The 24,758-nt window shown below is 63.7% G+C and carries 19 protein-coding genes; 11 read left to right on the plus strand and 8 right to left on the minus strand.

All coding sequences use genetic code 11. From position 1 onward, the window contains the following. Nucleotides 1-109 precede the first annotated feature (109 nt). Nucleotides 110-826 carry a hypothetical protein gene (locus tag QMK33_RS05830; RefSeq protein WP_283563623.1) on the plus strand — a complete coding sequence of 239 codons (717 nt, stop codon included), beginning with the start codon at nt 110-112 and terminating at the stop codon, nt 824-826. A 13-nt stretch (nt 827-839) separates the two neighbouring features. Here the strand turns inward: QMK33_RS05830 and QMK33_RS05835 are convergent, their stop codons facing one another. Beyond that, nucleotides 840-1,697: a hypothetical protein gene (locus QMK33_RS05835; RefSeq protein WP_283563624.1), complete on the minus strand. Its 858-nt coding sequence runs from the start codon at nt 1,695-1,697 to the stop codon at nt 840-842. Between the two features lie 240 nt (nt 1,698-1,937). On the opposite strand from QMK33_RS05835, the gene QMK33_RS05840 reads away from it, so the two are divergent. Both QMK33_RS05840 and QMK33_RS05845 read left to right on the plus strand, forming a co-directional pair. After that, the gene (locus QMK33_RS05840; RefSeq protein ID WP_283563625.1) at nt 1,938-4,082 is read left to right on the plus strand and encodes a hypothetical protein; all 2,145 of its coding nucleotides are present in this window, start codon (nt 1,938-1,940) and stop codon (nt 4,080-4,082) included. 47 nt (nt 4,083-4,129) lie between these two features. Beyond that, entirely contained in the window at nt 4,130-4,894 is a 765-nt protein-coding gene (locus tag QMK33_RS05845; protein WP_283563626.1) for an ATP-grasp domain-containing protein, read from the plus strand. Here the strand turns inward: QMK33_RS05845 and QMK33_RS05850 are convergent. After that, nucleotides 4,891-5,973, minus strand: a complete 1,083-nt coding sequence (locus tag QMK33_RS05850; RefSeq protein ID WP_283563627.1) for a metallophosphoesterase — start codon at nt 5,971-5,973, stop codon at nt 4,891-4,893. The genes QMK33_RS05845 and QMK33_RS05850 overlap by 4 nt on opposite strands. A 392-nt stretch (nt 5,974-6,365) precedes the next feature. On the opposite strand from QMK33_RS05850, the gene QMK33_RS05855 reads away from it, so the two are divergent. Next, on the plus strand, nt 6,366-8,027 hold the full coding sequence (locus tag QMK33_RS05855; protein ID WP_283563628.1) for a CotH family protein: 1,662 nt from the start codon (nt 6,366-6,368) through the stop codon (nt 8,025-8,027). A 9-nt stretch (nt 8,028-8,036) separates the two neighbouring features. Here the strand turns inward: QMK33_RS05855 and QMK33_RS05860 are convergent, their stop codons facing one another. Both QMK33_RS05860 and QMK33_RS05865 read right to left on the minus strand, forming a co-directional pair. Continuing rightward, the gene (locus tag QMK33_RS05860; protein WP_283563629.1) at nt 8,037-10,166 is read right to left on the minus strand and encodes a TonB-dependent receptor family protein; all 2,130 of its coding nucleotides are present in this window, start codon (nt 10,164-10,166) and stop codon (nt 8,037-8,039) included. 69 nt (nt 10,167-10,235) lie between these two features. Then, nucleotides 10,236-10,769, minus strand: coding sequence for a right-handed parallel beta-helix repeat-containing protein (locus QMK33_RS05865; protein WP_283563630.1), 534 nt, complete (start codon nt 10,767-10,769; stop codon nt 10,236-10,238). A 119-nt stretch (nt 10,770-10,888) separates the two neighbouring features. Here QMK33_RS05865 and QMK33_RS05870 point away from each other — a divergent pair, with 119 nt between their 5' ends. Then, the gene (locus tag QMK33_RS05870) at nt 10,889-13,366 is read left to right on the plus strand and encodes a TonB-dependent receptor (RefSeq protein ID WP_283563631.1); all 2,478 of its coding nucleotides are present in this window, start codon (nt 10,889-10,891) and stop codon (nt 13,364-13,366) included. Nucleotides 13,367-13,642: 276 nt separating this feature from the next. Beyond that, nucleotides 13,643-13,969 (plus strand): hypothetical protein, encoded by a 327-nt coding sequence (locus tag QMK33_RS05875; protein WP_283563632.1) that lies wholly within the window; start codon nt 13,643-13,645, stop codon nt 13,967-13,969. 74 nt (nt 13,970-14,043) lie between these two features. Here QMK33_RS05875 and QMK33_RS05880 read toward each other — a convergent pair whose 3' ends face one another. Together QMK33_RS05880 and QMK33_RS05885 are read right to left on the minus strand one after the other, a co-directional pair. Then, nucleotides 14,044-15,327 (minus strand): chloride channel protein, encoded by a 1,284-nt coding sequence (locus tag QMK33_RS05880; RefSeq protein ID WP_283563633.1) that lies wholly within the window; start codon nt 15,325-15,327, stop codon nt 14,044-14,046. Between the two features lie 467 nt (nt 15,328-15,794). Beyond that, entirely contained in the window at nt 15,795-16,151 is a 357-nt protein-coding gene (locus QMK33_RS05885) for an ASCH domain-containing protein (RefSeq protein WP_283563634.1), read from the minus strand. 182 nt (nt 16,152-16,333) lie between these two features. Between QMK33_RS05885 and QMK33_RS05890 the strand changes: the two genes are divergently transcribed. Genes QMK33_RS05890 through QMK33_RS05900 form a run of 3 tightly spaced genes read left to right on the plus strand, consistent with a single transcriptional unit; the run spans nt 16,334 to nt 18,822 of the window. Continuing rightward, entirely contained in the window at nt 16,334-16,981 is a 648-nt protein-coding gene (locus QMK33_RS05890; protein WP_283563635.1) for a cytochrome-c peroxidase, read from the plus strand. Beyond that, nucleotides 16,978-17,235: a hypothetical protein gene (locus QMK33_RS05895; protein WP_283563636.1), complete on the plus strand. Its 258-nt coding sequence runs from the start codon at nt 16,978-16,980 to the stop codon at nt 17,233-17,235. Before QMK33_RS05890 ends, QMK33_RS05895 begins: the two co-directional genes overlap by 4 nt. A gap of 45 nt (nt 17,236-17,280) precedes the next feature. Beyond that, complete coding sequence (locus tag QMK33_RS05900; protein WP_283563637.1) at nt 17,281-18,822, plus strand: WD40 repeat domain-containing protein; 1,542 nt, start codon at nt 17,281-17,283, stop codon at nt 18,820-18,822. A 79-nt stretch (nt 18,823-18,901) separates the two neighbouring features. Here the strand turns inward: QMK33_RS05900 and QMK33_RS05905 are convergent, their stop codons facing one another. Beyond that, nucleotides 18,902-20,038 carry an XdhC family protein gene (locus tag QMK33_RS05905; RefSeq protein WP_283563638.1) on the minus strand — a complete coding sequence of 379 codons (1,137 nt, stop codon included), beginning with the start codon at nt 20,036-20,038 and terminating at the stop codon, nt 18,902-18,904. A gap of 119 nt (nt 20,039-20,157) precedes the next feature. On the opposite strand from QMK33_RS05905, the gene QMK33_RS05910 reads away from it, so the two are divergent. Next, a complete protein-coding gene (locus QMK33_RS05910; protein WP_283563639.1) occupies nt 20,158-21,042 on the plus strand; it encodes an AraC family transcriptional regulator in 885 nt (294 codons plus the stop codon). 121 nt (nt 21,043-21,163) lie between these two features. After that, the gene (locus QMK33_RS05915) at nt 21,164-22,045 is read left to right on the plus strand and encodes an NAD(P)H-binding protein (RefSeq protein WP_283563640.1); all 882 of its coding nucleotides are present in this window, start codon (nt 21,164-21,166) and stop codon (nt 22,043-22,045) included. Between the two features lie 433 nt (nt 22,046-22,478). Here the strand turns inward: QMK33_RS05915 and QMK33_RS05920 are convergent, their stop codons facing one another. Next, a complete protein-coding gene (locus QMK33_RS05920) occupies nt 22,479-24,755 on the minus strand; it encodes a xanthine dehydrogenase family protein molybdopterin-binding subunit (protein WP_283563641.1) in 2,277 nt (758 codons plus the stop codon). Nucleotides 24,756-24,758 lie beyond the last annotated feature (3 nt).

Below are 24,758 nucleotides of genomic sequence, written 5' to 3' on the forward strand. Positions count from 1 at the left end.
ACCACGCCCGAGCGTGTGGGCTACGCGCCCGGCGTGGCAAGGCGGCGGCAGGTTATTATCTTGCCCCTCCATGCTGTATTGCACCGTAAAAGCCTGTATATCTTCACAATTGCTTCATGCAGCGCTGGGCTTTTGGGGGCTGCTGGTGGCGCTGCCGGCCCATGCGCAGCAACCGGCCGACAGTACGGCCAGCCCAGCCCCCCGCCCGGTGCGGGTGGCGCGGTTTGTACCCAGCATTATCCTCGATAATCGCAATTCCTTTGTGCAGGCCTCGGCCGTGCGCATCATCGGGCTCAACCTGGGCCTGACGCCGCGCGGCAAGCGCTACCGGCTGGGCCTGGGGGGCTACACCCTACGCCGCAGCTACTCGCAGCTCTACACGTACTCGGGCAAGGGCAAGCGGCAGAAGCTTAAGGACACGCTCACGCCCGAGCTGAGCCTGACGTATTTCACGCCTAATTTTGCCTATATCTTTTTTCACAGCCGCTGGCTGGAGCTGAGCATTCCGGTTGATGTGGGCATGGGCCGCAGCCACTACACCGTGACGGATGAAAACGGAAAGGTGACAACCGACAGCAAAGGCCTGTTTTTTCCGGCCGAAATTGGCTTGGGCGTCCTGCTCAGGCCCACGCGCTGGGTGGGGCTGAGTGGCGCGGCGGGCTACCGGGTGTCGCTCAAGGAAATAGATTACCAGGAAGATTTCAACGGGTGGTACTACAGCTACCGCCTCAATTTCTTTGTCGGGGCTATCTGGCAGGATATCAGGTACGCGCGGGCCCGCCGGGCCGCCCGGCGCGCCAGTAGTAGCCAGCACTGTGCTGATTAAGAGCCAATTTTCACTACCAAAACGTGCGGCTAATTCCCAGCGTGAAATAAAAAAACGACGCATCGTAGCCGCCCACCGGCACGTGCAGCGGCACGAGGTAGCTAGGGGTGGCCGCCACGCTAAAGCGCCCAGCTGCCAGCGTAACGGGCAGCGACAGCGTGTAGCCCAGCGTGCTGAACGCGGGCGTGGCCGGCTCCTTGAGCACGGTGGTAGTGCCGCCGCGCTTCCGGGTTTTCACCCGCGAGGTGGTGGCCAGCGACGCGGCGTAGAAGTGCTGGCTGCCGGCCCCCAGCTCTATGGTGGGCTCTATTGAGAGGGTGTCGTGGCCCAGCACGGGCAGCTGAAAGCGGTGGCTGAGGTCGGCGGTCAGGATAAAATCGTGGGTGCTGCCCACGAAAGCGTCGGCGCTGAGGCTGGCCGTAACGAGTCCAAAAAACTGCGTAACGCTGGCGCTGAAATCATTGCGCAACGAGCTCTGCACCAGCGCGCTCTCGCCGTAAATGAATAGCCGGGTGTACTGCACCGTCCAGTACGTGTCGGAGTTGCGCACCGATTGCCAGCCCACCATCGCCTCGCCATAATTTATAAAGGGCTCACCTATTATCTTGTACACGTAGGAATGGTTGAGGTAGAGCGAGCTGATGAAGCCCGCCGGGGCCTGGTAGGTGAGGGTGGTGCCCAGGTAGCCCTTGTCGTTGGTGCGCTCGGGCACGCGCTGCAAATACGTGGTGCGGCTGGCCGAGGTGAAGCCCACCGTGAGGCGCGGCGGTGGGGCGGTGGCGAGCGAGTCGGGCGGCGGGGCCGGGGCGGCGGCGGCCAGGTGCGCCGCCAGCAAGGCCAGCGGCAGGCAGCAACTAAAGGCGCGGGGCATAGGGTAGAGAACGGGGGAGTAGGAAGGTCCGAAAGGTTTGATTAGCACCCGTGTGCATTGCGTGAACGCGTGGGTTGCCGGCGTGGCCCGCAGCCCCTGGCGGCCCCGACTGGGATGCCGGCCCCCGCCCCGGGTTTAAGGGCCCGGCCCACAAAACCCGGGCGCTGCCTAAAAAAAATACTATTGGGTTGGCCTGTGGCCCCCTGGCGCGGACCTTTGCAGCGATAACCCGTGCTCGCTATGCTAAGAAAATACTGGCTCATTCTGCTCACGCTGCTGCTGGCGGCCGGCGGGGCCCGCGCCCAGGGCGCCGCCCCCAACACGCCGCTGCTGCGCAGCCTGTCGCTCACCTTCGACACCGTGCGCTACACCCTGGGCGAGCAGATGCTGACCGTGGCCGGCGAGCCGCGCCTCTACTTCTACTACCACAACGACGACCAGGTGGCCGAACTGCGCCTCGTGCCGCTGCGGCCCGGCCGCCCGCCGCGCCTGCTGCCCTCGCCCGAGTTTGTGGTGCAAGACTCGCTCGTTGCCGGGCCGGGCGGCGAGTACCGGGGCATGCTGCACTTCCGCAACCTCACGGGCGCGCCGTTTGTGCGGCTGGCTTTTGCGCCGGCCGCCGATTCGGCCGGGCAGCCGGCGCGGGCCCAGCAACTGGTGAGCCTGCTGCCCCTCACGCGCACCACCCTCGACCTGCGCCTCACCAGCCCCGAGCTATTCATTGGCGAAGAGAAAGTGCTGGAAATCAGCACAAATAACCTGGCCAATGTGCGCGTATCCAACGAGTGGACCAAGAACCAGGACATCGACTACAAGCTGACGCGCGAGAAAAACGGCCTCTTCCTACACCTCGTGCCCAACACCCTGGGGCCGCACACCGTGACGGTGCGCGCCCAGAGCGAGCGCCCCCGCCTCGACGGCGCGGGCCGCCTCACCTACCAGCTGCCCCCGCTCAGCCTGGCTTTCAATGTGCGGGCCAGCCGCCTGCGCTTCCTCACCGCCGAGCGCAAAGACGTGACCTACGACGAGGCCGGCCGCAGCCAGGGCACCGAGTTTGTGCTCGACGATGGCCACAACTTCGAGCTGCGCCACACCTACCGCATCGAGGCCCAGCAGGAGCCCGGCGGCGCGCTCGTGGCCGAGCTGTTTACCCGCAGCTATTTGTCTAACGACCGGGTGCTGTGTCAGTTGCGCGTGTACAACACCCACCGCCAGGCCGATGGCTACCTCTACATAAAGGACGGCGACGTGGCCAAGTACATCACCAACTTCGACATTACGCCCCGGCCCACCATCACCACGCTCAGCGTGCTGCACCGGGGCGGCGACTGGGGCAGCAACACCACCATCAACCCCGGCGAAACCGTGGACGTGCGCCTCGAAGGCGAGTCGCTGCTGAAGGGCCGCTATCACTTCGACGGGGCCAATATCATCCCGTCGGACTCGTCTACGCGCTCCGAAAAGGTGGTTATTTTTCGGGTGCAGGTGCCGCTGAGCAGCGTGCGCAAGCGCATTGTGGTGTTTGATGCCAGCACGCCCACCACCTTTGGCCTCACCGTGAAGGAGGCCCAGCGGCCCCACCCGCTCAGCTTTGTGCAGGTGAACTACGGCAACGGCGCGCGCCCCATCACCCAGCTCAACGGCCCGGTGCTCTACGACAAAACGATTCCCGACGTGGTGTTTAGCTTCAATGCCAACGCCATCGACGAGAGCGGCATCCTCTACGGCCGCCAGTACCTGACGATGGATGTGCGCACGGTGGACGAAAAAGGCAATCTCATTGACCAACGCACAGTGGACCAGCTGGTTGTGTGCCCCGGCGAGTCGTCGCCGCGCTACGCCTACTACCAGGGCAACGATTGCCAGGTGGGCAATTTCAGCCTCAACAGCATCTTGGGCCGCAAAACCTACGACCTCGACGCCTGGTACCGCATCATCATCACCGTGCGCGACGACGCCCGGCAGTACGGCGGCACCAAGGGCTACTCGCAGCAGATAGAGCTGGTGCTGCGCCGCCACGTCAACTTCGATATCAGCGTGAGCTTCCCGGCCGGCCTGCTCACCAAGTACGCCGGCGAGTCGAGCTACAACAGCTTCGGCGGCATCAGCCTGGCCACGCTGGCGCAGCTCAGCTTCTACGCCCCCGACCGCATCAACAGGCTGCGGCCCTACCGCATTGGGGCGGGCTTTGTGGCCCTCAACGCCTTCAACCTGTCCAACAACGCAACGGTAACGCGCGACCTGGGCATCGTCATCCTGGGCTCGGTGGTGCCGATACGCACGGGGGCGCGGCTCACGTTTCCGCTTTATCTGGGTGGGGGTTACCTGTTGTCGGCCGGTAAGCCGTTTCTGCTGTTCGGGCCGGGCATCGGGGTTACGTTGTAGGGGCGGGGAGTAATGGTTTTGATTAATAATCTATAAATCAGCATTTTATGCTCAATATTATTCTTCCCAGCCTGCCCTATAGCCGCGCCCTCGACCCCATGTGGGCCGCCGAAGCCGCCGAAGCCCGCCGCCTGGGCTGCCAGGTATGCCTGTATGATGCGGAGCAGCCGCGCCTCTATCAGCCGCCCGCCGTGGCCTGGCCCACCCTGTACCGGGGCTGGATGCTAGGCGAACCGGAGTACCGGCAGTTGGCCGCGCTTACGCCGCTGCTGGTCAGCCCCGCGCAGTACCTGGCCTCGCACTACGCCACTGGCTGGTACGCGGCGGTGGCGCCGCTCACGCCGCGCAGCGTGTTTGCGCCGGCCGCCGAGGCTGCGCCCGCTGTGGCCGATTTTCTGCGCGCCGATGGCCGCTGTTTTGTCAAAGGCCTGGCCAAGTCGTTCGGGGCCGACTCGGTAGTGACCTCCCTGGCCGACGTGGCGGCGCTGCTGCGCAAGCACGACGTAGCCCCCGGTGAGCAGCTGTTTATCCGCGAGTTTGTGGCGCTGGCCGACCAGCCCGAAGAGCGGTTTTTTGCCGTGCGGGGCGCGGCGTTTGGGGCCAGCGGCCAGCCGCTGCCGGCGCGCTTGCGGCCCGCGCTGGCAGCGCTGCAAAGCCGCTGGCTCTACACTGTTGACGTAGCCTATACGGCTGGTGGCGAGGCAATTATTATTGAAATCGGCGACGGCCAGGTATCCGACACCAAGGAGTGGCAGCTTGCTGAGCTCTACCACACGGTGCTGCGCCAAGTGGCTGAGCAGGCGGGGCGCTAGTCAATCTGCACCTTCGTTACCCGCGAGGAGTTGCCGCCGTGCAGCTGCAAATAGTACAAGCCGGCCGGTAGCCCGCTGCGCGCCCACTCCAGTTCGTGCCACCCGGCAGTGGCCAGCCCCTGGCGCAGGGTGGCCACTGCCTGCCCCAGCGAGTTAAACACGCGCAGGTCTATGGTAGTGGCGGTGGGTAGCGAAAAGGTCACCCGCGTCGTTTCCCGAAACGGGTTGGGGCTCACCGGGTAAAGCCGGGGCTCGGGGCTGAGCGCCTGGCGGAGCACGTAGGTGTCAACCAGCTCCTGCTTGCGGGTGAAAAACGCCATCGTCAGGCTGTCGGGCGTGGCCACGAAACGCATGGCGCCATAGTCGCTATTGAAGAAAAACTGGCTCCTGGCCATTCGCGGCCGGTTGGTGCGGTGGAGGCTGCGGCCCCCCAGCCCGTTCACGATGTAGGGCAGGCTATCCACCCGCAGGCGCTCGTAGTCATGGTCGTGGCCCGCCACTACCACCGAGGCCCCCCACTCCCGAAAAGGCCATTGCAGCGCCATCGTGCCGCCGTGGGGCCCCGATGAGTGTGGCGCGTGGTGCAGGTACACCACGTTCCAGCGCGAGGTAGACGCCGCCAGCGCCGCTTGCAGCCATTTGGCCTGCACCGAGCGGGCCGAAATGCCGTCGGGCTCGGCCGGGTCGCTGTCGAGAGCAAACAGGTGCACATCGCCGCGCACAAAGTCGTAGTAGCGGCCATTGCCGGGCAGCGTGAAGTAATCGCGGTACGCCTCCCCATTGCGGGTGTAGTAATCATGATTGCCCAGCGACGGAAAAAACCGGTTGCTGAACGTGCGCGGGCCGTAGCGCCCCTTGTAGTTATAGATGTACTCGTGGTAGTACTGCCCGATGTTCTGGTCGATGGTAGTTGAGTCGCCCACATCGTAGTTGTTGTCGCCTAGCGTGATGATAAAGTCTGGGTTCCAGCTCTTTACCAGGTTGGCCACGTCGCGCTCGGCCGGCCCCGCATAGCCGTAGTCGCCGATGGCCGCAAAGCGCTGGCCCCAGGCCCCGCCACTAGCCACGCCCAGCCACACTATGCTAAGTAAAAGCCTTGAAAGATAGGTAGATAGATAATTCATGCGGGAAGCGCGGTCAAAAGATAAGTAGCGGAGAAAAGCCAAGTTAACGCTGGTAAATCCCTGGCACCAAGCGTTGCACGGGTTGCTGGAAAAAGAAAGTAGTAGTTCTCTCTTGCACAAGGGAATTATTTTCTGTCGAACCCAGCGACTTGATAATCAAATATTTGCTGAAAGTAGAAGCGAGCGCAGGCATTTTCGCGGAGAAATACTAGTTTTTCGTACCGAATATTGCGGCACTTTTTGAGTATTCCGTCTTTTCTGCAAGCAAACATTTAAACAATATAATGTCAAGGTTTAAAGTTCATTTTTTTAGTAAAAAAATACTATTTTCTATACTACTGCTGGTAGTGGCCAGTGCTACGCATGCACAAGGTAGCCTGACCATCGACCCGCAATTTGCCCACGTCGATTCCGCCAAACACCTGGTGCTGATTAATGCACCCGTGCACCAGCTCAACGCCGGCCACGATACACTGCGCGCGCTCCGCCTGCGTGGGCAGGAGTTCGTATTGGCGCAGCCGGTAGCGCGGGTAAACACTCGCCAAGCCTACCCGGCTACCGCCGGCAGCACCCACTATACACTGTATTTTACCCAGCTACCTATTATTGAGATTAATACTCATTATCAAATAGTTGACGAGCCAGGTGTTCGCGCGGTCTTCTCGCTGGTAGACACGGCTGGCACGGCTATGCAGTCGGCAATGGGCATCGAGATTCGGGGGGGCTGGTCGCAGAGCCTGCCTAAAAAATCGTATGGGTTCGACCTGTGGGCCGACACGCTGGGCACGGCTTCCCAAGACCTGGCGCTGCTCGGGATGCGCACCAACAGCAAGTGGAACCTGCAAGCTATGTACACCGACCAGTTGCGGCTGCGGAGCAAAGTGGCCTACGAATTGTGGGATGAAATGAATAAATTGTATTATCAGGCGAAGGAGCCGGATGCTAAGAACGGCATCGCCCTGGCCTATGCAGAGTTATTTCTCAATGGAAGCTACCAGGGTATTTATTCGCTTACCGAACGGGTTGACCGCAAGCAGCTGAAGCTCAAAAAGTACAATAAGGGAATACAGGGCGAGCTCTACAAAGGCATTAACGCGGCCGATGGGGCGAGCACTTTCGTGAGCGTGCCGCCGATTGACAACAGCAGTCTCATCTGGGGCGGCTTCGAGTACAAGGAACCATCGGAGCTGACGGACTGGGCCAATCTGCGCAGCTTCGTAGACCTGGTGGTAAACGGCTCAGATGCTGAATTTTATAACCAATACCAGAGCCTGTTTCGGCTGGATAATGCGGTAGATTATTTCATCTTTATCAACCTGCTGCGGGCCGCCGACAACACCGGTAAAAACGCCTACATTGCCAAGTACAAGCCCAACGAGCCCTATTTCTACGTGCCCTGGGACCTCGACGGCACGTTTGGCAACAATTGGTTTGGGGCCAACGACGCGGAAACGGACGACCTGCTTTCCAACGGGTTCTACGACCGGCTGCAAAAGGACTACGCGCCCGGCGGCTTTCGGGCGGCGCTGGCTAGCCGCTGGGCCGAGCTGCGGGCCTCGGTCGTCACCAAGGAGCACATTGTGGCCAAGTTTACGCAGCACAACCAGTACCTGCTGGCCAGCAACGTGTACGAGCGCGAACACCTGGCCTGGCCTGACTACCAATACGATACCGCGCAGCTCACGTACCCCGCTAACTGGCTCACGGGCCGGATAGCCTACCTCGACTCGGTGTTCATCAAGCCGCACGCCGCACTCGGCGTGGCCGATGCCGCGCTGGCCACGCAGCTGCAAGTGTATCCCAACCCAGCCAGTGGCTACCTGTCGGTAACCGTGGGCCCGGCCCCCTGCCAGCTCGTGATTCGGGATGTGAGCGGCAAGGTGATGGAGCAGCTGGCCCTCGCTGGCGGAGTTAATAAATTAGATATCAGCAGCTTACCAAAAGGCATGTACTTGGTGAGCGCGCTGAGCAAGTCGGCCACGGCCGTGCGCAAGCTGGTGGTACAGTAGGGTTGCCCGCTACCAGCGCCAGCCCACCAGCGCGCCGCCGTAGTAGTTGCGGCCCGCTGCGGGTTGAAAATACCGCCCGCCAAAGGCGTTGAGGTCGTTGCCCAGGCTGTAGCGCCGGTCGGTGGCGTTCTCAATGCCGGCGTACAAATCGAGCTGCAAGCGGCCGAGCACCGTGCGCCGCCAGCCGGCGCGGCTGCTAAAAACCCAGTAGCCGGCCGCATAGTCGGTGTTGGCATCGTTGAGGGGCAGCGTGGCCTGGTGGCTGACCGTGGGGCTGAGGTAGAAGCCCAGCGCCTGGCTGAAATCGAGGCCCGCGCTCAGCGTGTGGGGCGCGGTGCCGGTGAGCCGGTTGCCGCCGTACTGCTGGCCGGTGGCCGACTCGTAGCTGCCGAAGCGAAAGCGGTTGTAGGCGTAGCTGGCCCAGGCGCGCAGGCCGGCCGCCGGGCTCGCGGCATCGGCCGGGGCCGCGGGCTGCCACAGGTAGCCGCTGGCCGCCACCTCGGCCCCGCGCTGGTGGGTGGTGCCCGCATTAGCAAACAGCTGGATACCCTGCGCATTGGAGCGCGACACGATGGTGTTGCGCAGCTCCAAATCGAACAGGGCCACGTCGAACAGCAGGCGGCCGCCCAGCAGCGTGCCCCGGCTGCCTACCTCATAGCTGGTGCCGCGCTCGGCCTGCAAGTCGCGACTGATGGTGCCATCGGAGGGGCGCAGCTCGGCCTCGGTGGGCGGCGAGTAGCCGCCACTCACGCTGGCGTAGGCCGAAACCTGACCCGTAATTTCCTTGAGTAGCGCCACGCGGGGCAGCACCTGGGGCCGGAAATCCTGCGTGACCACGTAGCCGCCGGGGTTGGTGGCGGCCGACGATACGCGGGCAATCTGGTAGCGCAGGCGGTTGTAGCTGGCCCCGGCCGTGAGCAGCAGCCCGGCCGGCAGCTCGTAGTCGGCCTGCGCAAAGGCGAAGCCCGTGCGGGTCGTTATCTCATCGTCGTAGCGCAGCGTGGTGGGCGCGCCGCCCACGTTCAGGTAGCTGCGCGAATCGACGAAGGCCGCCTGAAACTCGCCGCCGCCCTGCACCCGCAGGGTGCGCCCGGCCAGCTGGCCGCGGTAGTGCAGGGCCGCCCGGCCGCCGCCTTCCAGCCGCGCCTCACGCGTCCAGTCCACCAGGTAGGGCGTCTGGATGCTGCTGGCCCGGCCGTAGAGCGTGCTCACCGCCTGCCACTTATCCGAAAAGCGGTACGTGTGCGTGGCCCCCAGCAGGCCGGTTTGGGAGGCGTAGAACGTTTTTTGGGCCACCGTGCCGGGCGCGGAGGCCGTGCCCGGCCGCGCCTGGCGCGGGTCTTGCGCGGCCTGGGCGCGGGTGAGGCCGCCGGGCAGCTGGTAATCAATATCAGTATAGAGCGCGTGCAGCGCCAGCGTTTGCTTGGTGGAGGGCGAGAGCTGGCCATCGAGGGCAAATACCTCGCGGCGCAGCGCGCTCTGCTGGCGGTAGCCGGCCAGCTGCTGATGCGCGTACTGGGCGCGCCAGTAGTCACCGTTCGGGCCGTTGGCCTCGGCCGTGGCCGTGAAGCGCCGCAGCCCATAGGAGCCCACCGCGTAGCCTACCTGCGTCCGGCCCGTGCCGGCCGCACCGGTGGGCCGGCGGTTTTCGAGGCGCACTACGCCGCCCGTGCCGGCCCCGTACACGCTGCCCGCCGGCCCCTTCAGCACCTCGATGCGCCCGATTTGCGCGGGGTCGAGCAGGTTGAGCGGCGAGGTGCCGTTGGCCTCCGTGAAGGGAATGTCGAAGTAGTACATTTTCACGTTGCGCACCCCAAACGGCGAGCGCAACGTGCTGCCCCGCACGCTGATGCGGTAGCTGGCGGTGGCCCGCTCCTCCAGCCGCACGCCGGGCAGCGTATTCACCGCCGAGGCCAGCGAATTTTCGTTAAAGCGCTCAATGATAGTATTATCCACTACGCCCACGCCGGCCGCCATGCGGCGCAGCGGCAGCCGCTGGCCGTAGCCCACCACGGTGGCAGTGGGCAGGGCGCGGGCATTGAGGGTGTCGGCAGGGGCGGGGGCCTGCTGCGCCGCCAGGCGCAGGGCCGGCAGGGTAAGCAGGGGCAGCAGGGTGGCTAGCGAGTAGCGAAGTGGCATAGTGGCGTAGTGCAGTTGCTACGCCAAACGGTCGGTCGGCGGATAAGTTTGGGCAAATAGCAGGCTGGGTTAGCGTAGTTCCTCTTCAGCTTCGACAGTTAGAACCCCATTATTGCCCAGTCTGATAGGCGCAATGTCAAACGTGATGAGCTGCTTTTTGCTGTCAATATTTGTTCCCTTGCTGAATAGATTATCACGGATGATAACCTCGCCTTTGTACCAACAGTCGAAGAAATTTACGAAGCCGAGAAAGTGGCAATTCTCGATAACTACCGGGTATCCAGGGCTATTATGGCCGCCAGCCTGAAAATCCAGGTCGTTGTCAAAGGTGCAGTTTTCGATAACCAAGCCTTGCAGAAAGTAGGCAAATACGAAGGAGCAGTTCGTAAAATGGCAGGCCGTGAAGGTTACCGGCCTGGTAAACTGGGTGAGGCAGCCGTCGAAATCCTCGATAACACAGCGCTCAAACTGCACCGGGTGCCCCCAATTGTCGCCGATTGCAGGAGCCAGCTTATCCATAATCGTGGCGTTGGCCACAGCTAGTCCTTCCTGCAGCCGGGCTAGGGCTGCGGTGGCCGACAGGATGGGTGGTTGTGTGCGCATAAGTTAAGGAAATGGCCAAAGTGAGTGCCCCCGACGGGTAGTGCCAAGGCCCAAGCTACCGCCCGCCACTCAGAATTGCCCCAGAATCGGCCGGTAGCTTTGCGCTCTGCTTGCGCGCTATGCTGTCTTTTACTGAAAAAATAACCGGGCTGCTAACCATCGTAGCCCTGGCCGCCGCGCCCCGGCTGGCCCAGGCCCAAACCGGTGCGGTGCGCGGCACCCTGCTCGACGCGGCCACTGGCCAGCCGCTGCCCTTTGCCGCCGTGGTGCTGCTGAGCCTGCCCGACTCCACGGCCGTGGCCGATGCGCAAACCACGGAGGCCGGCGCATTTGCCCTCGAAAAGCTGCGGCTGGGCACTTACGTGCTGCGTGCCAACGTGCTGGGCTATCGCACTGGCCGGCGCGCGCTCAGCCTCACCGGGGCCGCGCCGGTGGCGCAGCTGGGCACGCTACGGCTGCGCCCGGCCGCCACCCAGCTCGCCGAAGTGGTGGTGCGGGCCGAGCGCCCGCCCGTTACGGCCGACCTCGACAAGCGGGTGGTGAATGTGGCCCGGGACCTCACCGCCGTGGGCGGCACTGCCACCGACGTGCTCCAGAACGTGCCCTCGGTGAGCGTGGACCAGACCGGCGCGGTGAGTTTGCGCGGCAACCCCGGCGTCACCATCTTCATCGACGGCAAGCCCAGTGGGGCGGCCGGCGGTGGCAACGGCACCAGCCTCGACCAGATTCCGGCCAGCAGCATCGACCGGATTGAGGTGATTACCAATCCCTCGGCGCGCTACGACGCGGCCGGCTCGGGCGGCATCATCAACATCATTCTCAAGAAAAACCAGCGCGATGGTCTTAACGGCACGGTAGCGGCCGGCGCGGGCACCCGCAACAAATACAACACCTCGCTCACGCTCAATTACCGCCGCAACAAGCTGAACGCGTTTGGCTCGTATGACTTTCGGCACGACCAGCGCTTCACCCTCGGCAGCCTCGACCAGACGACCACCGCGCCGGTGCTTGACCCCGCTACCGGCCTGCCCACTACGCTGCCCCACAGCCTGTTGCTGCGCCAGGACCGCAGCGGCCAGGCCTACCAAACCACCCACGCCGTGCGCCTGGGCCTGGAGTACACCCTGCCCGCCGACCAGACCCTGAGCCTGGCCGTGCAGCCCCGCTTCAACCAAAGCACTGCCGCCGAGGCGCTGCGCTCGCGCCAGCAAGACCTGACCCTCGGCCAGCCCGTGTACGTGGGTAGCACCGACCGCCAGAACGCCACCGCCGGCCGCAGCCGCTCGGCCGATTTTACGCTCGATTACCGCCGCGTGTGGCCCGCCCGGCCCGGCCGCACGCTCTCGGCCGGGGCCGTGTACACGCCCCTGCGCAGCGACAATGCCGTGGTCTCCGACGTGGTGTATATAGCTGATAATGTGCGCGCTGTGCAGCAGCAGTCCTTTCACAACCGCCTCGACCAGGGCGCGGCGCAGGTCGACTTTGCGCAGCCGCTGGGCGAAAAGGGCCGCCTGGAGGCTGGGGCCAAAAGCACCTGGCGGCGCTACAACAACCAGTACGATTTCGGCAGCACCCAGCCGGTTATATACCAGCAGTCTGTTTTTATGTACCAGGAGTACATTCAGGCGGCCTACGCTAGCCTGGGCGGTGAGCGCGGCAAGTGGCAGTACCAGGGCGGCTTACGCCTGGAGCAGACCAACACGCACGGGCTGCAAGTTATCACCGGGGAGGAGTTTCGGCGCAGCTACTTCAATTTATTTCCCAGTGCCACGTTAGCCCGCGAACTGCCCCGCGACCAGCGCCTGCAACTCGGCTACTCGCGCCGGGTGCAGCGCCCCGACCAGGGCGAGCTCAACCCCTTCGCCGACCGCGCCGACCCGCTCAACCTCAGCACCGGCAACCCCAACTTGCTGCCCGAGTACATCGACCTCGCGGAGCTGGGCCACCAGAAGTCGTTTGAGAACAAAGCCACGCTGGCTACCACGGCGTTTTATAGCGTCGAGAGCCAGACTATCAAGTCGTTCCGGCAGGTGATTGCCGACCCGCTCACCGGCAACCAGGTCACGAGCACGAGCCGCATCAACCTGGGCGACGAAATCAACTACGGCCTCGAAGTGGTGGGCAGCCTGCCGCTGGCCGCGTTCTGGAAGGTGAGTGGCACGGCCTCGGCCTTCCGGCGCAGCATCCGGGGCAGCGTGGCCAATACCGACATTACCAACAGCAGCTTCGTGTACACGAGCCGCCTGAACACGACCATCACGCCCATAAAAAAGCTCGATGTGCAGGTGTCGCTCAACTACCGTTCGCCGGTGGTTACGGCGCAGGGCCGCCGCCAAACGGCCGTCAACCTCGATGCCGCCGCCAAGTATACCTTCTTGCCCCAGGACCGGGGCACGCTCACGCTGCGCGTGTCCGACGTGTTCAACACGCTGCGCTACAACTTCAACGCCTACGGCCCCGGCCTCGATGCCGTGAGCTACAACAAACGCGAGTCGCGGGTGGGCTTCCTCAATTTCAGCTACCGCTTTGGCCGCGATGGCGAGGCCGCCAAGCCCCGCAAGGAGGAAAAGGACCCCGGCGGCGGCGGGTTTGAGTAAAGACGAAGCGGTAATTTCTTTATTTGGATAAATTCTAAATAAAGCTTGCCTGCTGCGGGGCTGGCCGCTACATTTGCTTTTATGTTTAGAAAGAGTCTAAACATAAAAGCAACTGCTTCCGCCCGCCCGGCACCGAACTGGGGCGGTGGGAGTGCGCTAAAGCCCGGCTTGGGTACCCCGACCATTAAATTGGTACTATTGGCTCTTGGTGAGGCCATTGCGAGCGGGGTGCCCGGGCCGGTACTAGGTACCACGCTCCTTTTTCCCTGCTGCCTTATGTCGCGCTGCCTCCATCATAACACGCTGGGCTGCATTGCCCAATGCGCCGGCCGGTGCTGCCTGCACCTCTGCTTTGGCCACGTGGGCCTGCGCCTGCTGCCCCACGAGCTACGCAAGTGGCGTGGCACCGTAGCCGAGCGTTGCGGCCACCACGCCCTGGCCACCCTCGACGCTACCGAGCGCTGCCTCAGTCTGCCCGGCCCCGTGGCCAGCCAGGTATTCCTGTTTTCGCTGGAGGAGCTGTTCCTGCTGCACGACCTGCTGGTGAGCGCCGTGCTGCTGCTGGAAGTAGACACGATACTGGAGCGCGCCGTAAACCCATAGGTTAGTAATTAACTGACAGAAAGATAGTTAAGAATATGTCTGTCTGCTAATCGTTTCGTCAGGTAGCCGCCTCGCTAGTCATCGTGCGCGCCCGGCACGGCCAACTGGGCGTTGATGAGCGGCGTTTTGGGAGCCAGAAAAAACCCGGTGAGGCTGGCAAACAGGATGGGTATCGGCTGCTGAAACCCGGTGAGAGTGGCCAGCAGAATAGCCGTGCTGATGGGCGTGCGCGTGGCGCAGGCATTGAGCGCCGCCATGCAGCAAATCATGGCCAGCGGCAGGTTTTGCGACGGAAAAACGGTGTGGATGAGCAGCCCCACGGTGGCCCCCACAAAAAACAGCGGAATGATGAAGCCCCCGCGCCAGCCCGACGTGACGGTGAGGGCAATGGCCACGATTTTAACCACCAGCAGGGTAAGCAGAAAAGCCACCGTGAAGTGCCCTTCGAGCAGTTCGGCCAACTCCTCGTGGCCGAAGTAGCGCGCCAGCGGCACGTAGTAGGCCAGCAGGCCCAGCAGCAGCCCCGCGCCGCCCATTTTCACATAAATGGGCACGGCCAGCCGCCCAAAGCCCTGCCGCAGCTGCCGCACCGTGGCAATAAAGAGCCAGCCCACGGCCGCGCCCACCACGCCATAGCCCACGGCATAAAAGGCGTCGGTGAGCTGCGGCGTGCCGCTCACCGGGAAGTGCCAGATGGGGCCAATGCCGATGCGGGTTATTAGAATGAAGATGATGAAGCTGGCGCAGCTGGCCACAAAGGCGGGTATCAGGGCCTGGAAATACTCGCTCAGGTGCTTGTGGTGCAGTATTTCGAGCGCAAACAGGCCGCCGCCCAGCGGCGCGCCAAACAGGGCCGTGAAGCCCGCCGCCATGCCCGCAATGCTGAGCGTGCGCAGGCCCTCGCCGCGCACCCGCAGCTTCTGGGCCAGCCACGAGGCCGTGGAGCCGGTTACCTGCACCAGCGGGGCCTCGGGGCCGGCGCTGCCCCCGCTGGCAATGCAGAGCAGCGACGAGAGCACCATGGAAAGGTTGTTTTTGGGCTCCAGCCGCCCACCCCGAAAGCGGATGTTGTTGACCAGCAGGCTCATTTCGCCGGGGTCGCCGAGGCGGTGAATGATGAGGCCGGCCAGCAGGCCCGCGCCGCCCATCAGCGGCACCACCCACCAGCCCGTAACGAGCGCCGTGACCCGCAGCAGCTGGGCCAGCACCAGCCAGTAGGCGCCCGCAATAATGCCGCCCACCAGCCCCACCAGCACCCACAGAAAAAAGGTGCGGCTGAAAACAAAAGGATTGAATCGGAGCGGCGCCGAAGCCTGCCGCCGCAGCTGAATGGCCCGCCGGCCGGTTTGAAAACGCATGAAACTGGGTAAAGGGTACCAGGCACAACCGCCCTTCGCCGCCAGGGTTGTGCCCGCCGGCGATAGGGCTGAAATCAGGCAAAATTAGTAGCAATGACCGGGATGTTGGTAGTGGCTTTGAACAGCTAGGCGAAATCAGGCGGACGATTTTATTTATAAGTTATTGATTGTTAATTAGATGCATAATAGGGCCTGGTGGCTGTTCGAATGGGCGTTGGGCGGGCTGCCGGGGTCGAGTCGGCTGGCCGCTTGCCCAACTGACGCAGAAGGCTCTGTTCTGGCCCCAGTGGGTCGATATATTGCCAGTAACTAGCTAGGTAAGAGCAACAAAGCCCTGTGGGGGTGGCCCTTGCCCCGCGGGGCATCCAAGTGTCGCCCCTACGGGGCTATGGTTCTGGTTTCGAGCGCTTTGCTAGTGACATATCGCCCCGCCGGGGCTAAAAAAGACCTTTCGCGTAAGCTCTGACTTAGTAGCGGCAGCTGGTCCAGTGCAGCAGCTGGCCCTGAAATGGCAGGGGCTTATCGGCAAAAAAGGCGAACAGCCCCTGCGTGGTCGGGAAGCCATCGGCTTGGGCCAGGGCCAGTAGCTCGGGTGCTGCGAGCAGGCGGCCATCTATTTGCATCGTATTGTTAGTCAGTTCGATAGCCTGTATGGCTAAGATTGGCCGCGCCCACCAGAACTCGCGCTGGTCGGGCTGGTGGGCGCGCACGCAAAAGTGCGCCACCTCACCCACCCGCCACCGCTGGCCTTCGCGAATAGTGTGCACCTTGGTGCCCGCCACGATGGCAGCCACAAAAGAGTCATTAAAACCCAGGATTTTCATTGGCTTACTGCTGCGGGGGTGGCCCGCGTAGTGATTTCTGTACGCAACAGGGGCGGTGCTGCCATAGCCCCGGGGGGCATCGAACTGGCTGCGGTGCTTATTGAGCGAAACCAAGCTTTTAGATATCTGGCCGCTTTTAGCTTTGTAGTACTACAAATTAAAAGCAAAATACAAACGGGGGCATGGTAATAGTTCAATATGGGGTGCTGGCCTTGTTGCTGATGGGCTGCGCCGGTCCCCGTGGGCGGTCCGTGGCCACCTCAGCCCACCCGGCCGCAACCCGTGAGCTGGGCAAGTTACTCTTCTTTGAGCCGGCCCTCTCGGGCAATGGCAAACGGAGCTGCGCCTCGTGCCACCGGCCCGAAAAAGCATTTACCGACCACCGGGGTACTTCGCGGGCGCTACGCTTCACGGCCAATCTCCCGCGCAACTCGCCCACGCTGCTGGCGTCGGCGGGGCAGGGGGCCTTTTTCCACGATGGCCGGGCCGCCAACCTGGGCGAGGTAGTGCGCCAGGTGGTAGAAAACCCCCAGGAGCTGGGCAGCAGCTACGCCCAGCTAACGGGCCGGCTGGCCGAAAGCCCTGCCTACCGGCTGGCTTTTCGGCAGGCGCTGGGGGCCGACATCACGGCGGCCAGCGTCAATGCGGCCCTGGCGGCCTACGTAACCAGCCTCGTGAGCAACAACGCGGCCTACGACCAGGCCCGCCGCGGCCAGCGGCCCTTGCCGGCGAGCGGCTGTTTAGGGGGCCGGCCGGCTGCGGGAGCTGCCACGCGGCCCCGGCCTTCCGCGATGGCCGCCGCTACTTGGTGCGGCCCGGCGAGTGGGTGAAAACCCCGACCCTGCGCAACGTGGTGCTCACGCCGCCCTACGGCGCCAATGGCCAGGCCGCCACCCTGCCCGATGTGCTGGGCGATGCCTTCCATACCGCGCACCGCCCCCAGCCCCTGGCCCCGGCCGAGGCCAGCCAGCTGCTGGCTTTTCTGGCCGCGCTCACCGACACCACTTCCGCCGAGCACCGCCCCCCGCGGGCGCTGCCCGCCCTGCCCAGCCTGCCCGACCGCCGGGTGGGTGGCCTGTATTAATTCTATTTACCCTACGCTGCCTACCTCTTACCCTTCTACTTACTTATGCGTTTTTTCTTATCTACTGGCTCCGGCCCCCTCTTTCTTTCCTGCCGCCTGGCAGCAAGCCTTGGCGCGGTGCTGCTGGCTGGCCCGGTGGCCCGGGCGCAGGCCCCGGCCAGCACGGCCAGCACGGCCGTTGCTATTCAGCCCGCCATGATTCAGCCTGGCTCGGCTTTGCTGATTGATATTGATGCGAAGTCGCCGCTGCTGGGCGTAGACTACAGCCCCGACGGCAAGCGCGTGGTGGCCTGCGGCCTGGGCCACTCGGTGGTGGTGTACGAGCTGGCCACCCACCAGCCCGTGCTCACCCTGAAAGGCCACACCGACGACGTGGTGGCCGTGAAGTACAGCCCCAATGGCCGCTACATTGCCTCGGGCGGCGTCGACCACGCGCTCATTCTCTGGGATGCCCTCACGGGCGAGCTGCTGCGTAAGAATATCGAACATACTGATTACGTGCGCGATGTCGCATTCAGCCCCGACAGCAAGCTGCTGGCTACGGCCGGTTGGGATGGCCAGTCGCTGGTGTTCGATACCTTTAGCGGGCAGCGCGTGGCGGCCCTCAAAGAGCCCAAGCTAGCCGATGCTTCCGCGGCCAATGCAGCCTACAACCCCACCAAAACCACCCAGGGCCGCTCCAACGCCATCACGTCGGTAGCCTTTAACCCGGCCGGTACCGAGTTGCTGACGGCCAGCGGCGACCACACCCTGCGCGTGTGGAACACCACCACCTGGGACCAGAAGAACGTGCTCAACGGCCACGCCGACGAAGTGTGGGATGGCCGCTACTCGCCCAACGGCCGCTACGTGGTGAGCGGGGCCTGGGACAATACTGCCCGCGTGTGGGAGCTGCGCACCCAGCAGTGCACGCAGGTGCTGGCCGCCCACGTTTCCGACGTGTGGGCCACCACGTTCAGCCCCGATGGGCAGCTGATTGCGACTGGCGGCGGCGACCGCAAAGTGAAAATATGGGATGCCGTAACCGGCCTGCTCGTGGCCGACCTGTCGGGCGACCTGCACACGGCCGAAATCGAAAACCTGGCCTTCAGCCCCAACGGCCACAGCCTGGTAAGCGTCAGCCGCGACGGCCACCTCAAGCTCTGGCGCATTCCCGGCACGGCCGACCGCGTGGGCGCCTACGCCCGCTACAACTACGAAAAGTGGGCGCGCAAGGGCGAGTTCGAAAAAACGGTGGATTTCGAGGCCCGCACTTCGCACAAGCTGGAGCGCGTGCAGGCGTTTCAGCAGCAGGGCATGGCCCAAATGCTCGCGGCTTACGCGGCCACCGGCAGCTGGCAGGGTTTTACGCTAAAAGAATATAATGCTGATAATGAGTCGTTTGTGGTAATGTCCAGCGCGTTCCCAACGACTGCTTACCGCGTTAAGGTGGCGCCCAAGGAAGCGGAGCAGTTCCGGGCCAACTTCGGGCGCGGCACCTACGGGGCACCCGTTTTCGAGGTTACCGACAGCGCCATTGCCCTCGGCAACGTGAGTGTAAACGTGGCCCAGGGCGCCGCCAGCCGGCAGTATGTTATTCAGCATTAAGCACTTCCCTGATAAGCAGAAAAAGCACGTCATGCTCAGCATGACGTGCTTTTTTGTCAAATTGCTTATATCTAATTGTCTAATCAGCAACTGCTTCCACTGCGGGTACGTGTACTGTGCCAGCGCGCTCACGCAGCGGCCGGCCCTGCCGCCCGCTGTGCTGCGCCTGAATTTCGGCCACAATGGCGAGGGCAATTTCCTCGGGCGTTTCGCTGCCCAGGTCGAGGCCGATGGGGCTGTGCAGGCGCTCGCGCAAGTGCACTACCAGGGCCACAGGCGCAGTGCCCAGTTCGTCGAGCAGGCGCTGGGCCTTGAGGCGCGGGCCCAGCAGGCCGATGTAGGGCGCGGGCGACGTGAGTAGCGTTTGCAGCGCGGCCAGGTCGTAGGCGTAGTTGTGGCTCAGCAGCACGTGGTAGGCCAGGGGGTCGGGCAGGGCGGTTTCGAGCTCGGCCACGGGCACGATGCGTACGGTGGCCGCTTCCGGAAAGCGGGCGGCGGTGGCCAGGCTGGGCCGGCCATCGACCACCGTGATGTGCCAGCCCAGCGAGCCGGCCAGGTGCACCAGCGGCTGGGCATCGTTGCCGGCCCCGTACACCACCAGGCGCAGGGGCGGCAGCAGCAGTTCGAGCGAGGCCCGCACCGGGCCGGCATCGGTTTCGAGGGTCAGCACCTGGGGTTGGCGCTGGGCCAGGGTGGCGCGGGCGGCCTCGGCCAGCGGGGCGGCTAGCAGCGGCGTGCCGCGCACCACCCCGGCCCCCGACAGCAGCACGCGCTGGCCCACGGCGGCTTTCAGGCCGCTGGCATCGGTTTCAAACACGGTGGCTAGCACGGCGGGGGCGGGGTGCTGGGCAAAGCCGCGCAGCAGCTCCAGAGGGTTGTCGGGGTTGGTAAAGTCGAGGGGTTCCAGCAGGATGCGCACCACACCCTGGCAGCCGGGGCCGAGGCCGTGGCGCGGGTCGTCCTCGTCGCGCGTGTCGTAGGTCACGAGGGCCGGCTCGCCCCGAAAAATGGCCCGCCGGGCGCGCTGCCGCGCATCGCCTTCGAGGCAGCCCCCGCTGATGGCCCCGGTCAGCTCGCCGTCTTCGGTCACGAGCATGCGCGCGCCGGGGCGGCGGTAGGCCGAGCCCAGCACCTCCACCACCGTGGCCAGCGCGCAGGGCCGGCGGGCGGCGCGGTGCTGGTCGTAGGCACTAAATAGCCGTTGTAGTTCAGTCATTATCGGAAAAAGATGCGCGTGGGCAGTACGCCCGGCGGCGGGGCGGGGTTGTACCAACCGCCAGCCCGGCGGCATGGTTTGGGGCCCGGCCCCGCGTGGCGGCGCGTACTTTGCCAGCTATGAGCGCCGCCATCCCCGTTTATCAATTAGCTGCCTTTACCGAGCCCGCCGGCCCGCCCACGCCCTTCTTCTTCCTGGGGCCGAACTCCGCGCCCACGCGGCTGCCCATCGAGCGGCCGTATCGCAGCGATTACTATAAACTCGGGATTTGCCTGGGCGGCAGCGCGCGCCTGAAAGTCAACCTCGAAACCTACGACATCGGCCCCGGCTCGCTGATGGTGCTCTCGCCCTACGTCATCAAGCAGTGGCCCTTTATGTCGGCCGATATGGAGGCGCTGAGCCTGTTTTTTACCAAGGATTTTATCGCCGCCCACGGCGGGCTGAACCTGGATGCGTTTGCTTTTTTTGAGCGTGATGCGCGGCACGTTGTGGAGCTGCCCCCGGCCCCGGCCGCGCGCATCGCGGAGCTGCTGCGGGCCATTGAGCAGCAATACGACGCGCCCCATGTCTACCGGGAGGAGATTTTACGCAGCTTCATGCACATTCTGCTGCACGAAACAGCCGCCATCTACAGTGCGCACCGGGGGGTGGCGCACCCTATTCAGACGCGCAGCCAACTGCTGGCTACCGAGTTTAAGAAGCTGGTTAACAGTCACTATACCACCGAGCGCAGCCTGGCCTTTTACGCCGACAAGCTCTGCATTACCCCCAAGCACCTCGCCGAAACCGTGAGAGAAGCCACTGGCAAGCGCGCCGTAGCGTGGCTGGCCGAGGCCGTGCTGCTGGAAGCCAGCGTGCTGCTCCAAAACCCGGCCCTCACCATCGCCCAGATTGCGGACATCCTTCATTTTGCTGACCAGTCCACCTTCGGCCGGTTTTTCCGGAAAAGCACCGGGGTTGCGCCGGCTGCTTACCGGCAGCGTTTAGCATTCGTGCCAGCTTAGCGCCTCACCCCCCCGGTGCCCCATTAGCGTAGTGCTGGTGCAGCATTACTCCCGCACTTTGGCCCAATCTTCCCGCCGTTTGGCCCTTCTGACCCGCTGCTATCCGGCAGAGCTTTGCCCCATGAAAATTATCCTCACCGGTTCCCTCGGAAACATCAGCCAGCCGCTGGCCGCGGCGCTCGTGCAGCAGGGCCACGCCGTCACGGTCATCAGCCGCACGCCCGCTAAGCAGGCCGCCATCGAAGCAATGGGAGCCACCGCCGCCATTGGCTCAGTGGAAGATGCCGATTTCCTGGCCGCCACTTTCGCCGGGGCCAACGCCGTGTACGCCATGGTGCCGCCGAGCTTCACCGAGCCCGATTCGCGCGCTTATTTCCAGCGCATCGGGCGCAACTATGCGCAGGCCATCGCGCAGGCAGAGGTGCGGCGGGTGGTGCAGCTCAGTAGCTGGGGCGCGCACCTGGCGGCGGGCACCGGCGGCATCCTGGGCTCGCACGACGTGGAGGAAATTCTGGCGGCGCTGCCCGGCCTCACCCTCACGCACCTGCGGCCTACTTCTTTCTACACCAACTACTACACCTACGCCGGCCTGATAAAAGCGGCGGGCATTATGGGGGCCAACTGCGTCGGCGACCGCAAAATTGCGCTGGTGCACCCCCGCGACATTGCCGCCGCCGCCGCCGAGGAACTAGCCCGCCCCGCCGCCCCAGCCGGCCGCACCGTGCGCTACGTGGCCAGCGATGAGCGCACCCAGCAGGAAGTAGCGCACGCGCTAGGAGCCGCCATCGGCCAGCCCGCCCTGCGCTGGGTAGCCTTCTCGGACGAGCAAATGCGGGAAAGCCTGCTCAAAAACGGCCTGCCCCCCAGCACCGCCGCCGACGTAGTGGCTATCTACGCCAGCATGAGCAGCGGCAAGTTGGGCGAGGACTACGAGCAGCACAAACCTGCCCTGGGCCAGGTGAAGCTGGAGGATTTTGCCAAGGAATTCGCGGCGGCTTTCTAAGGTGGTGAGTCTCAGGTAGCAGTGAAAAGCACCCCGTAGCTTCGGGGTTGCAGGACGCTTTTGCGGCTATTTGAGCAGCGGCTAGTACGCTGGTGCAGAGTACTTATCGCAGAAACGAGGTAGCTAGCTAGCTTAGGTTATGAACGATAAACTTATCAAACACAATAGCTTCGAGGGGACGAAAGCCCGGTTGCTTTGGCTGCTACGGAAAAGAAGAAGCTTGACGTAGAAACCATGCAAATGGTTGAATTATTCCAGGCGTTGCGAACCCGCAAGTATCACGGCAATGCGCGCAAATAATAAGCTGCTCGAAAGTATCCTGCTGCTGCTTGCAGTGGCCTTATGCGGTGAAAACATGCTAACCTTATAAAACCGAAACCGCCCCGCAGCCAATTGGCCACGAGGCGGTTTCTTTTGCTTCTACTAATCGCATTTATAGCAGCTTATCAATCGTCAGCGGTAAATCACGCACGCGCTTGCCGGTAGCGTGGTACACGGCATTGGCCACGGCGGCGGCCACGCCGAGCATGCCGATTTCGCCAATGCCTTTTACCCCGAGGGGGTTGAGGTGGTCGTCTTCCTCCTCCACCAGAATCACGTCGATTTTGTGAATGTCGGCGTTCACGGGCACGTGGTACTCGGCATAGTTGTGGTTCATGTAACGGCCGAGGTTATTGTCGAGGAAGGTTTCTTCCATGAGGGCCATGCTGATGCCCCACACCGTGCCGCCGAGCACCTGGCTACGCGCAGTTTTGGGGTTGAGGACGCGGCCGGCGGCCACGGCGTTCACCACGCGGGTTACGTGCACGGTGCCCAAGTCTTCGTCCACTTTCACCTCCACAAACACCGCGTTGTGCGAGTGCATGGAGTATTTCAGCATGTTGACGGGGTTGGGTTCGGCGCCCGACTCGGCCTCCACGGTGGCTTCGCCGCTGGTGGCCAGCACGTCGGCAATAGCTACTGAGCGGTCGATGTCCTCGTTGGCGCGCAGGTGGCCGTCCACGAACTGCACGTCCTCGAAGGCGATGCCTTTGAGGGGCGAATCGGCCATTTTCTGGGCCAGCTTGAGCAGCTTTTTGCCCAGCTCCTGGCACGCGGCCTGCACGGCCGAGCCAGTGGAGGCGGCCGTCCAGGAGCCGCCCTGCACGGGGGCGGGGGGCAGGGTGGTGTCGCCCAGCACGGCGGTTACGTCGGCCATCGGCAAGCCCAGCGTTTGGGCTGCTACCTGGGTCATGATGGTGTAGGTGCCGGTGCCAATGTCGTTGGTGGCGCTGCTCACCGTGAGGTGGCCGGCGGCCGTGAGGCTGGCCTTAGCGGCAGTTTTTTGCATGGCGGCATCCCAGCAGCCGGTGGCCATGCCCCAGCCAACCAGCATGTTGCCCTCGCGCATGGAGCGGGGCTCGGGGGTGCGCTGGTCCCAGCCGAAGCGGGTGGCACCCTCTTGGTAGCAGTCAAGCAGGCGCTTGCTGCTGAAGGGCTTATCCTCGGTGGGGTCGCGGTAGGTGTAGTTGAGCCGGCGGAATTCCAGCGGGTCAACGCCGGCTTTATAGGCCAGCTCATCAATGGCGCACTCGATGGCAAACGAGCCCGTGGCCGCGCCGGGGGCGCGCATGTCGGCCGGGGTGTTCACGTCCACTTTGGCCAGCTCGTAGCTGAACTTAGTGTTGGCGCACTTGTAGAGAATGCCTGACCAGTTGACCACCGTTTCGGTTTCGTTCTCAAACTGCGACGTTTCGGCAAACGCGTGGTGCTCAAGGGCTTGCAGGTAGCCCTGGTCGTCGGCGGCCAGCTTGAGGTCCTGGATGGTGTGCGCCCGGTGGCCCATGCTGAACATCTGCTGACGCGTCATCGACACGCGCACCGAATGCGCCAACTCCAGCGCCGCCAGCACGGCCAGAAAGGACTGGTACTGCGGCCGCAAACCCGAGCCAAAGGCGCCGCCCGTGTACTTGGAAATTACCCACGCTTCCTCCTTGCTCAGCCCAAAAATCTTGCTGATGTACTGCTGCGTGTTGCCCGCGCCCTGGGTCTTGTCATAAATTTTCAGCTTCTTGCCATCGCCCAGCCACTCTACGGTGCTGGCAAACATCTCCATTGGGTTGTGGTGCTGCGTGTGGTGCGTATACGCGGCCTCTACCTGGTGCGGGGCGGCCTTGAAAGCCTTGTCGGCATCGCCTTTGGGCTTGGGCGGGGGCAGGAAGCCGGGTTTGCCCTTGGGCGCATCGAAGCCCTTGCCGGCGGCGCGGGCCTTTTCGAGGTCGGTGTTAAAGTCCTCATCCACTGCGTATTCAATGCGCAGGACGGACGCCGCGTAGCGAGCCAGCTCAAAGGTTTCGGCCACTACGAGCGCCACCGGCTGCATACTGAACAGCACGTCGGCATTGTGCAGCGGCCGGAAGGGCGAGCCGCCGGGGGCTATGTCGTCCTTGTAGCTGCGGTCAAACCAGGCCAGCGAGGGCACGTTCTCGTGCGAAAACACCTGCTGCACGCCAGGGATGGCGAGCACCGCGGCGGCGTCGATTTTGGTAATTTTACCCTTCGCGATGGGACTGCTCACGATGTAGCCGTGCCACAGGTTGGGCACGTTGTACTCGGCCGCGTACTTGGCCGCGCCCGATACCTTGGCTGCGCCGTCGGTGCGGCTCACGGGCCGCCCAATTACGTCGGAGTCCAGGCGGATGGTAGGCGGGGTTGCGATAGTCTGGCTCATAAG

The sequence above is a fragment of the Hymenobacter sp. H14-R3 genome (assembly GCF_030063445.1).
GTDB lineage: Bacteria > Bacteroidota > Bacteroidia > Cytophagales > Hymenobacteraceae > Hymenobacter.

Excerpts from the sequence above, each read along its gene's own strand:
- QMK33_RS05835 (WP_283563624.1), bottom strand. The coding sequence starts at position 1,697 with ATGCCCCGCGCCTTTAGTTGCTGCCTGCCGCTGGCCTTGCTGGCGGCG.
- QMK33_RS05840 (WP_283563625.1), top strand. The coding sequence starts at position 1,938 with ATGCTAAGAAAATACTGGCTCATTCTGCTCACGCTGCTGCTGGCGGCC.
- QMK33_RS05845 (WP_283563626.1), top strand. The coding sequence starts at position 4,130 with ATGCTCAATATTATTCTTCCCAGCCTGCCCTATAGCCGCGCCCTCGAC.
- QMK33_RS05860 (WP_283563629.1), bottom strand. The coding sequence starts at position 10,166 with ATGCCACTTCGCTACTCGCTAGCCACCCTGCTGCCCCTGCTTACCCTG.
- QMK33_RS05865 (WP_283563630.1), bottom strand. The coding sequence starts at position 10,769 with ATGCGCACACAACCACCCATCCTGTCGGCCACCGCAGCCCTAGCCCGG.
- QMK33_RS05870 (WP_283563631.1), top strand. The coding sequence starts at position 10,889 with ATGCTGTCTTTTACTGAAAAAATAACCGGGCTGCTAACCATCGTAGCC.
- QMK33_RS05875 (WP_283563632.1), top strand. The coding sequence starts at position 13,643 with ATGTCGCGCTGCCTCCATCATAACACGCTGGGCTGCATTGCCCAATGC.
- QMK33_RS05880 (WP_283563633.1), bottom strand. The coding sequence starts at position 15,327 with ATGCGTTTTCAAACCGGCCGGCGGGCCATTCAGCTGCGGCGGCAGGCT.
- QMK33_RS05885 (WP_283563634.1), bottom strand. The coding sequence starts at position 16,151 with ATGAAAATCCTGGGTTTTAATGACTCTTTTGTGGCTGCCATCGTGGCG.
- QMK33_RS05890 (WP_283563635.1), top strand. The coding sequence starts at position 16,334 with ATGGTAATAGTTCAATATGGGGTGCTGGCCTTGTTGCTGATGGGCTGC.
- QMK33_RS05900 (WP_283563637.1), top strand. The coding sequence starts at position 17,281 with ATGCGTTTTTTCTTATCTACTGGCTCCGGCCCCCTCTTTCTTTCCTGC.
- QMK33_RS05905 (WP_283563638.1), bottom strand. The coding sequence starts at position 20,038 with ATGACTGAACTACAACGGCTATTTAGTGCCTACGACCAGCACCGCGCC.
- QMK33_RS05910 (WP_283563639.1), top strand. The coding sequence starts at position 20,158 with ATGAGCGCCGCCATCCCCGTTTATCAATTAGCTGCCTTTACCGAGCCC.
- QMK33_RS05915 (WP_283563640.1), top strand. The coding sequence starts at position 21,164 with ATGAAAATTATCCTCACCGGTTCCCTCGGAAACATCAGCCAGCCGCTG.
- QMK33_RS05920 (WP_283563641.1), bottom strand. The coding sequence starts at position 24,755 with ATGAGCCAGACTATCGCAACCCCGCCTACCATCCGCCTGGACTCCGAC.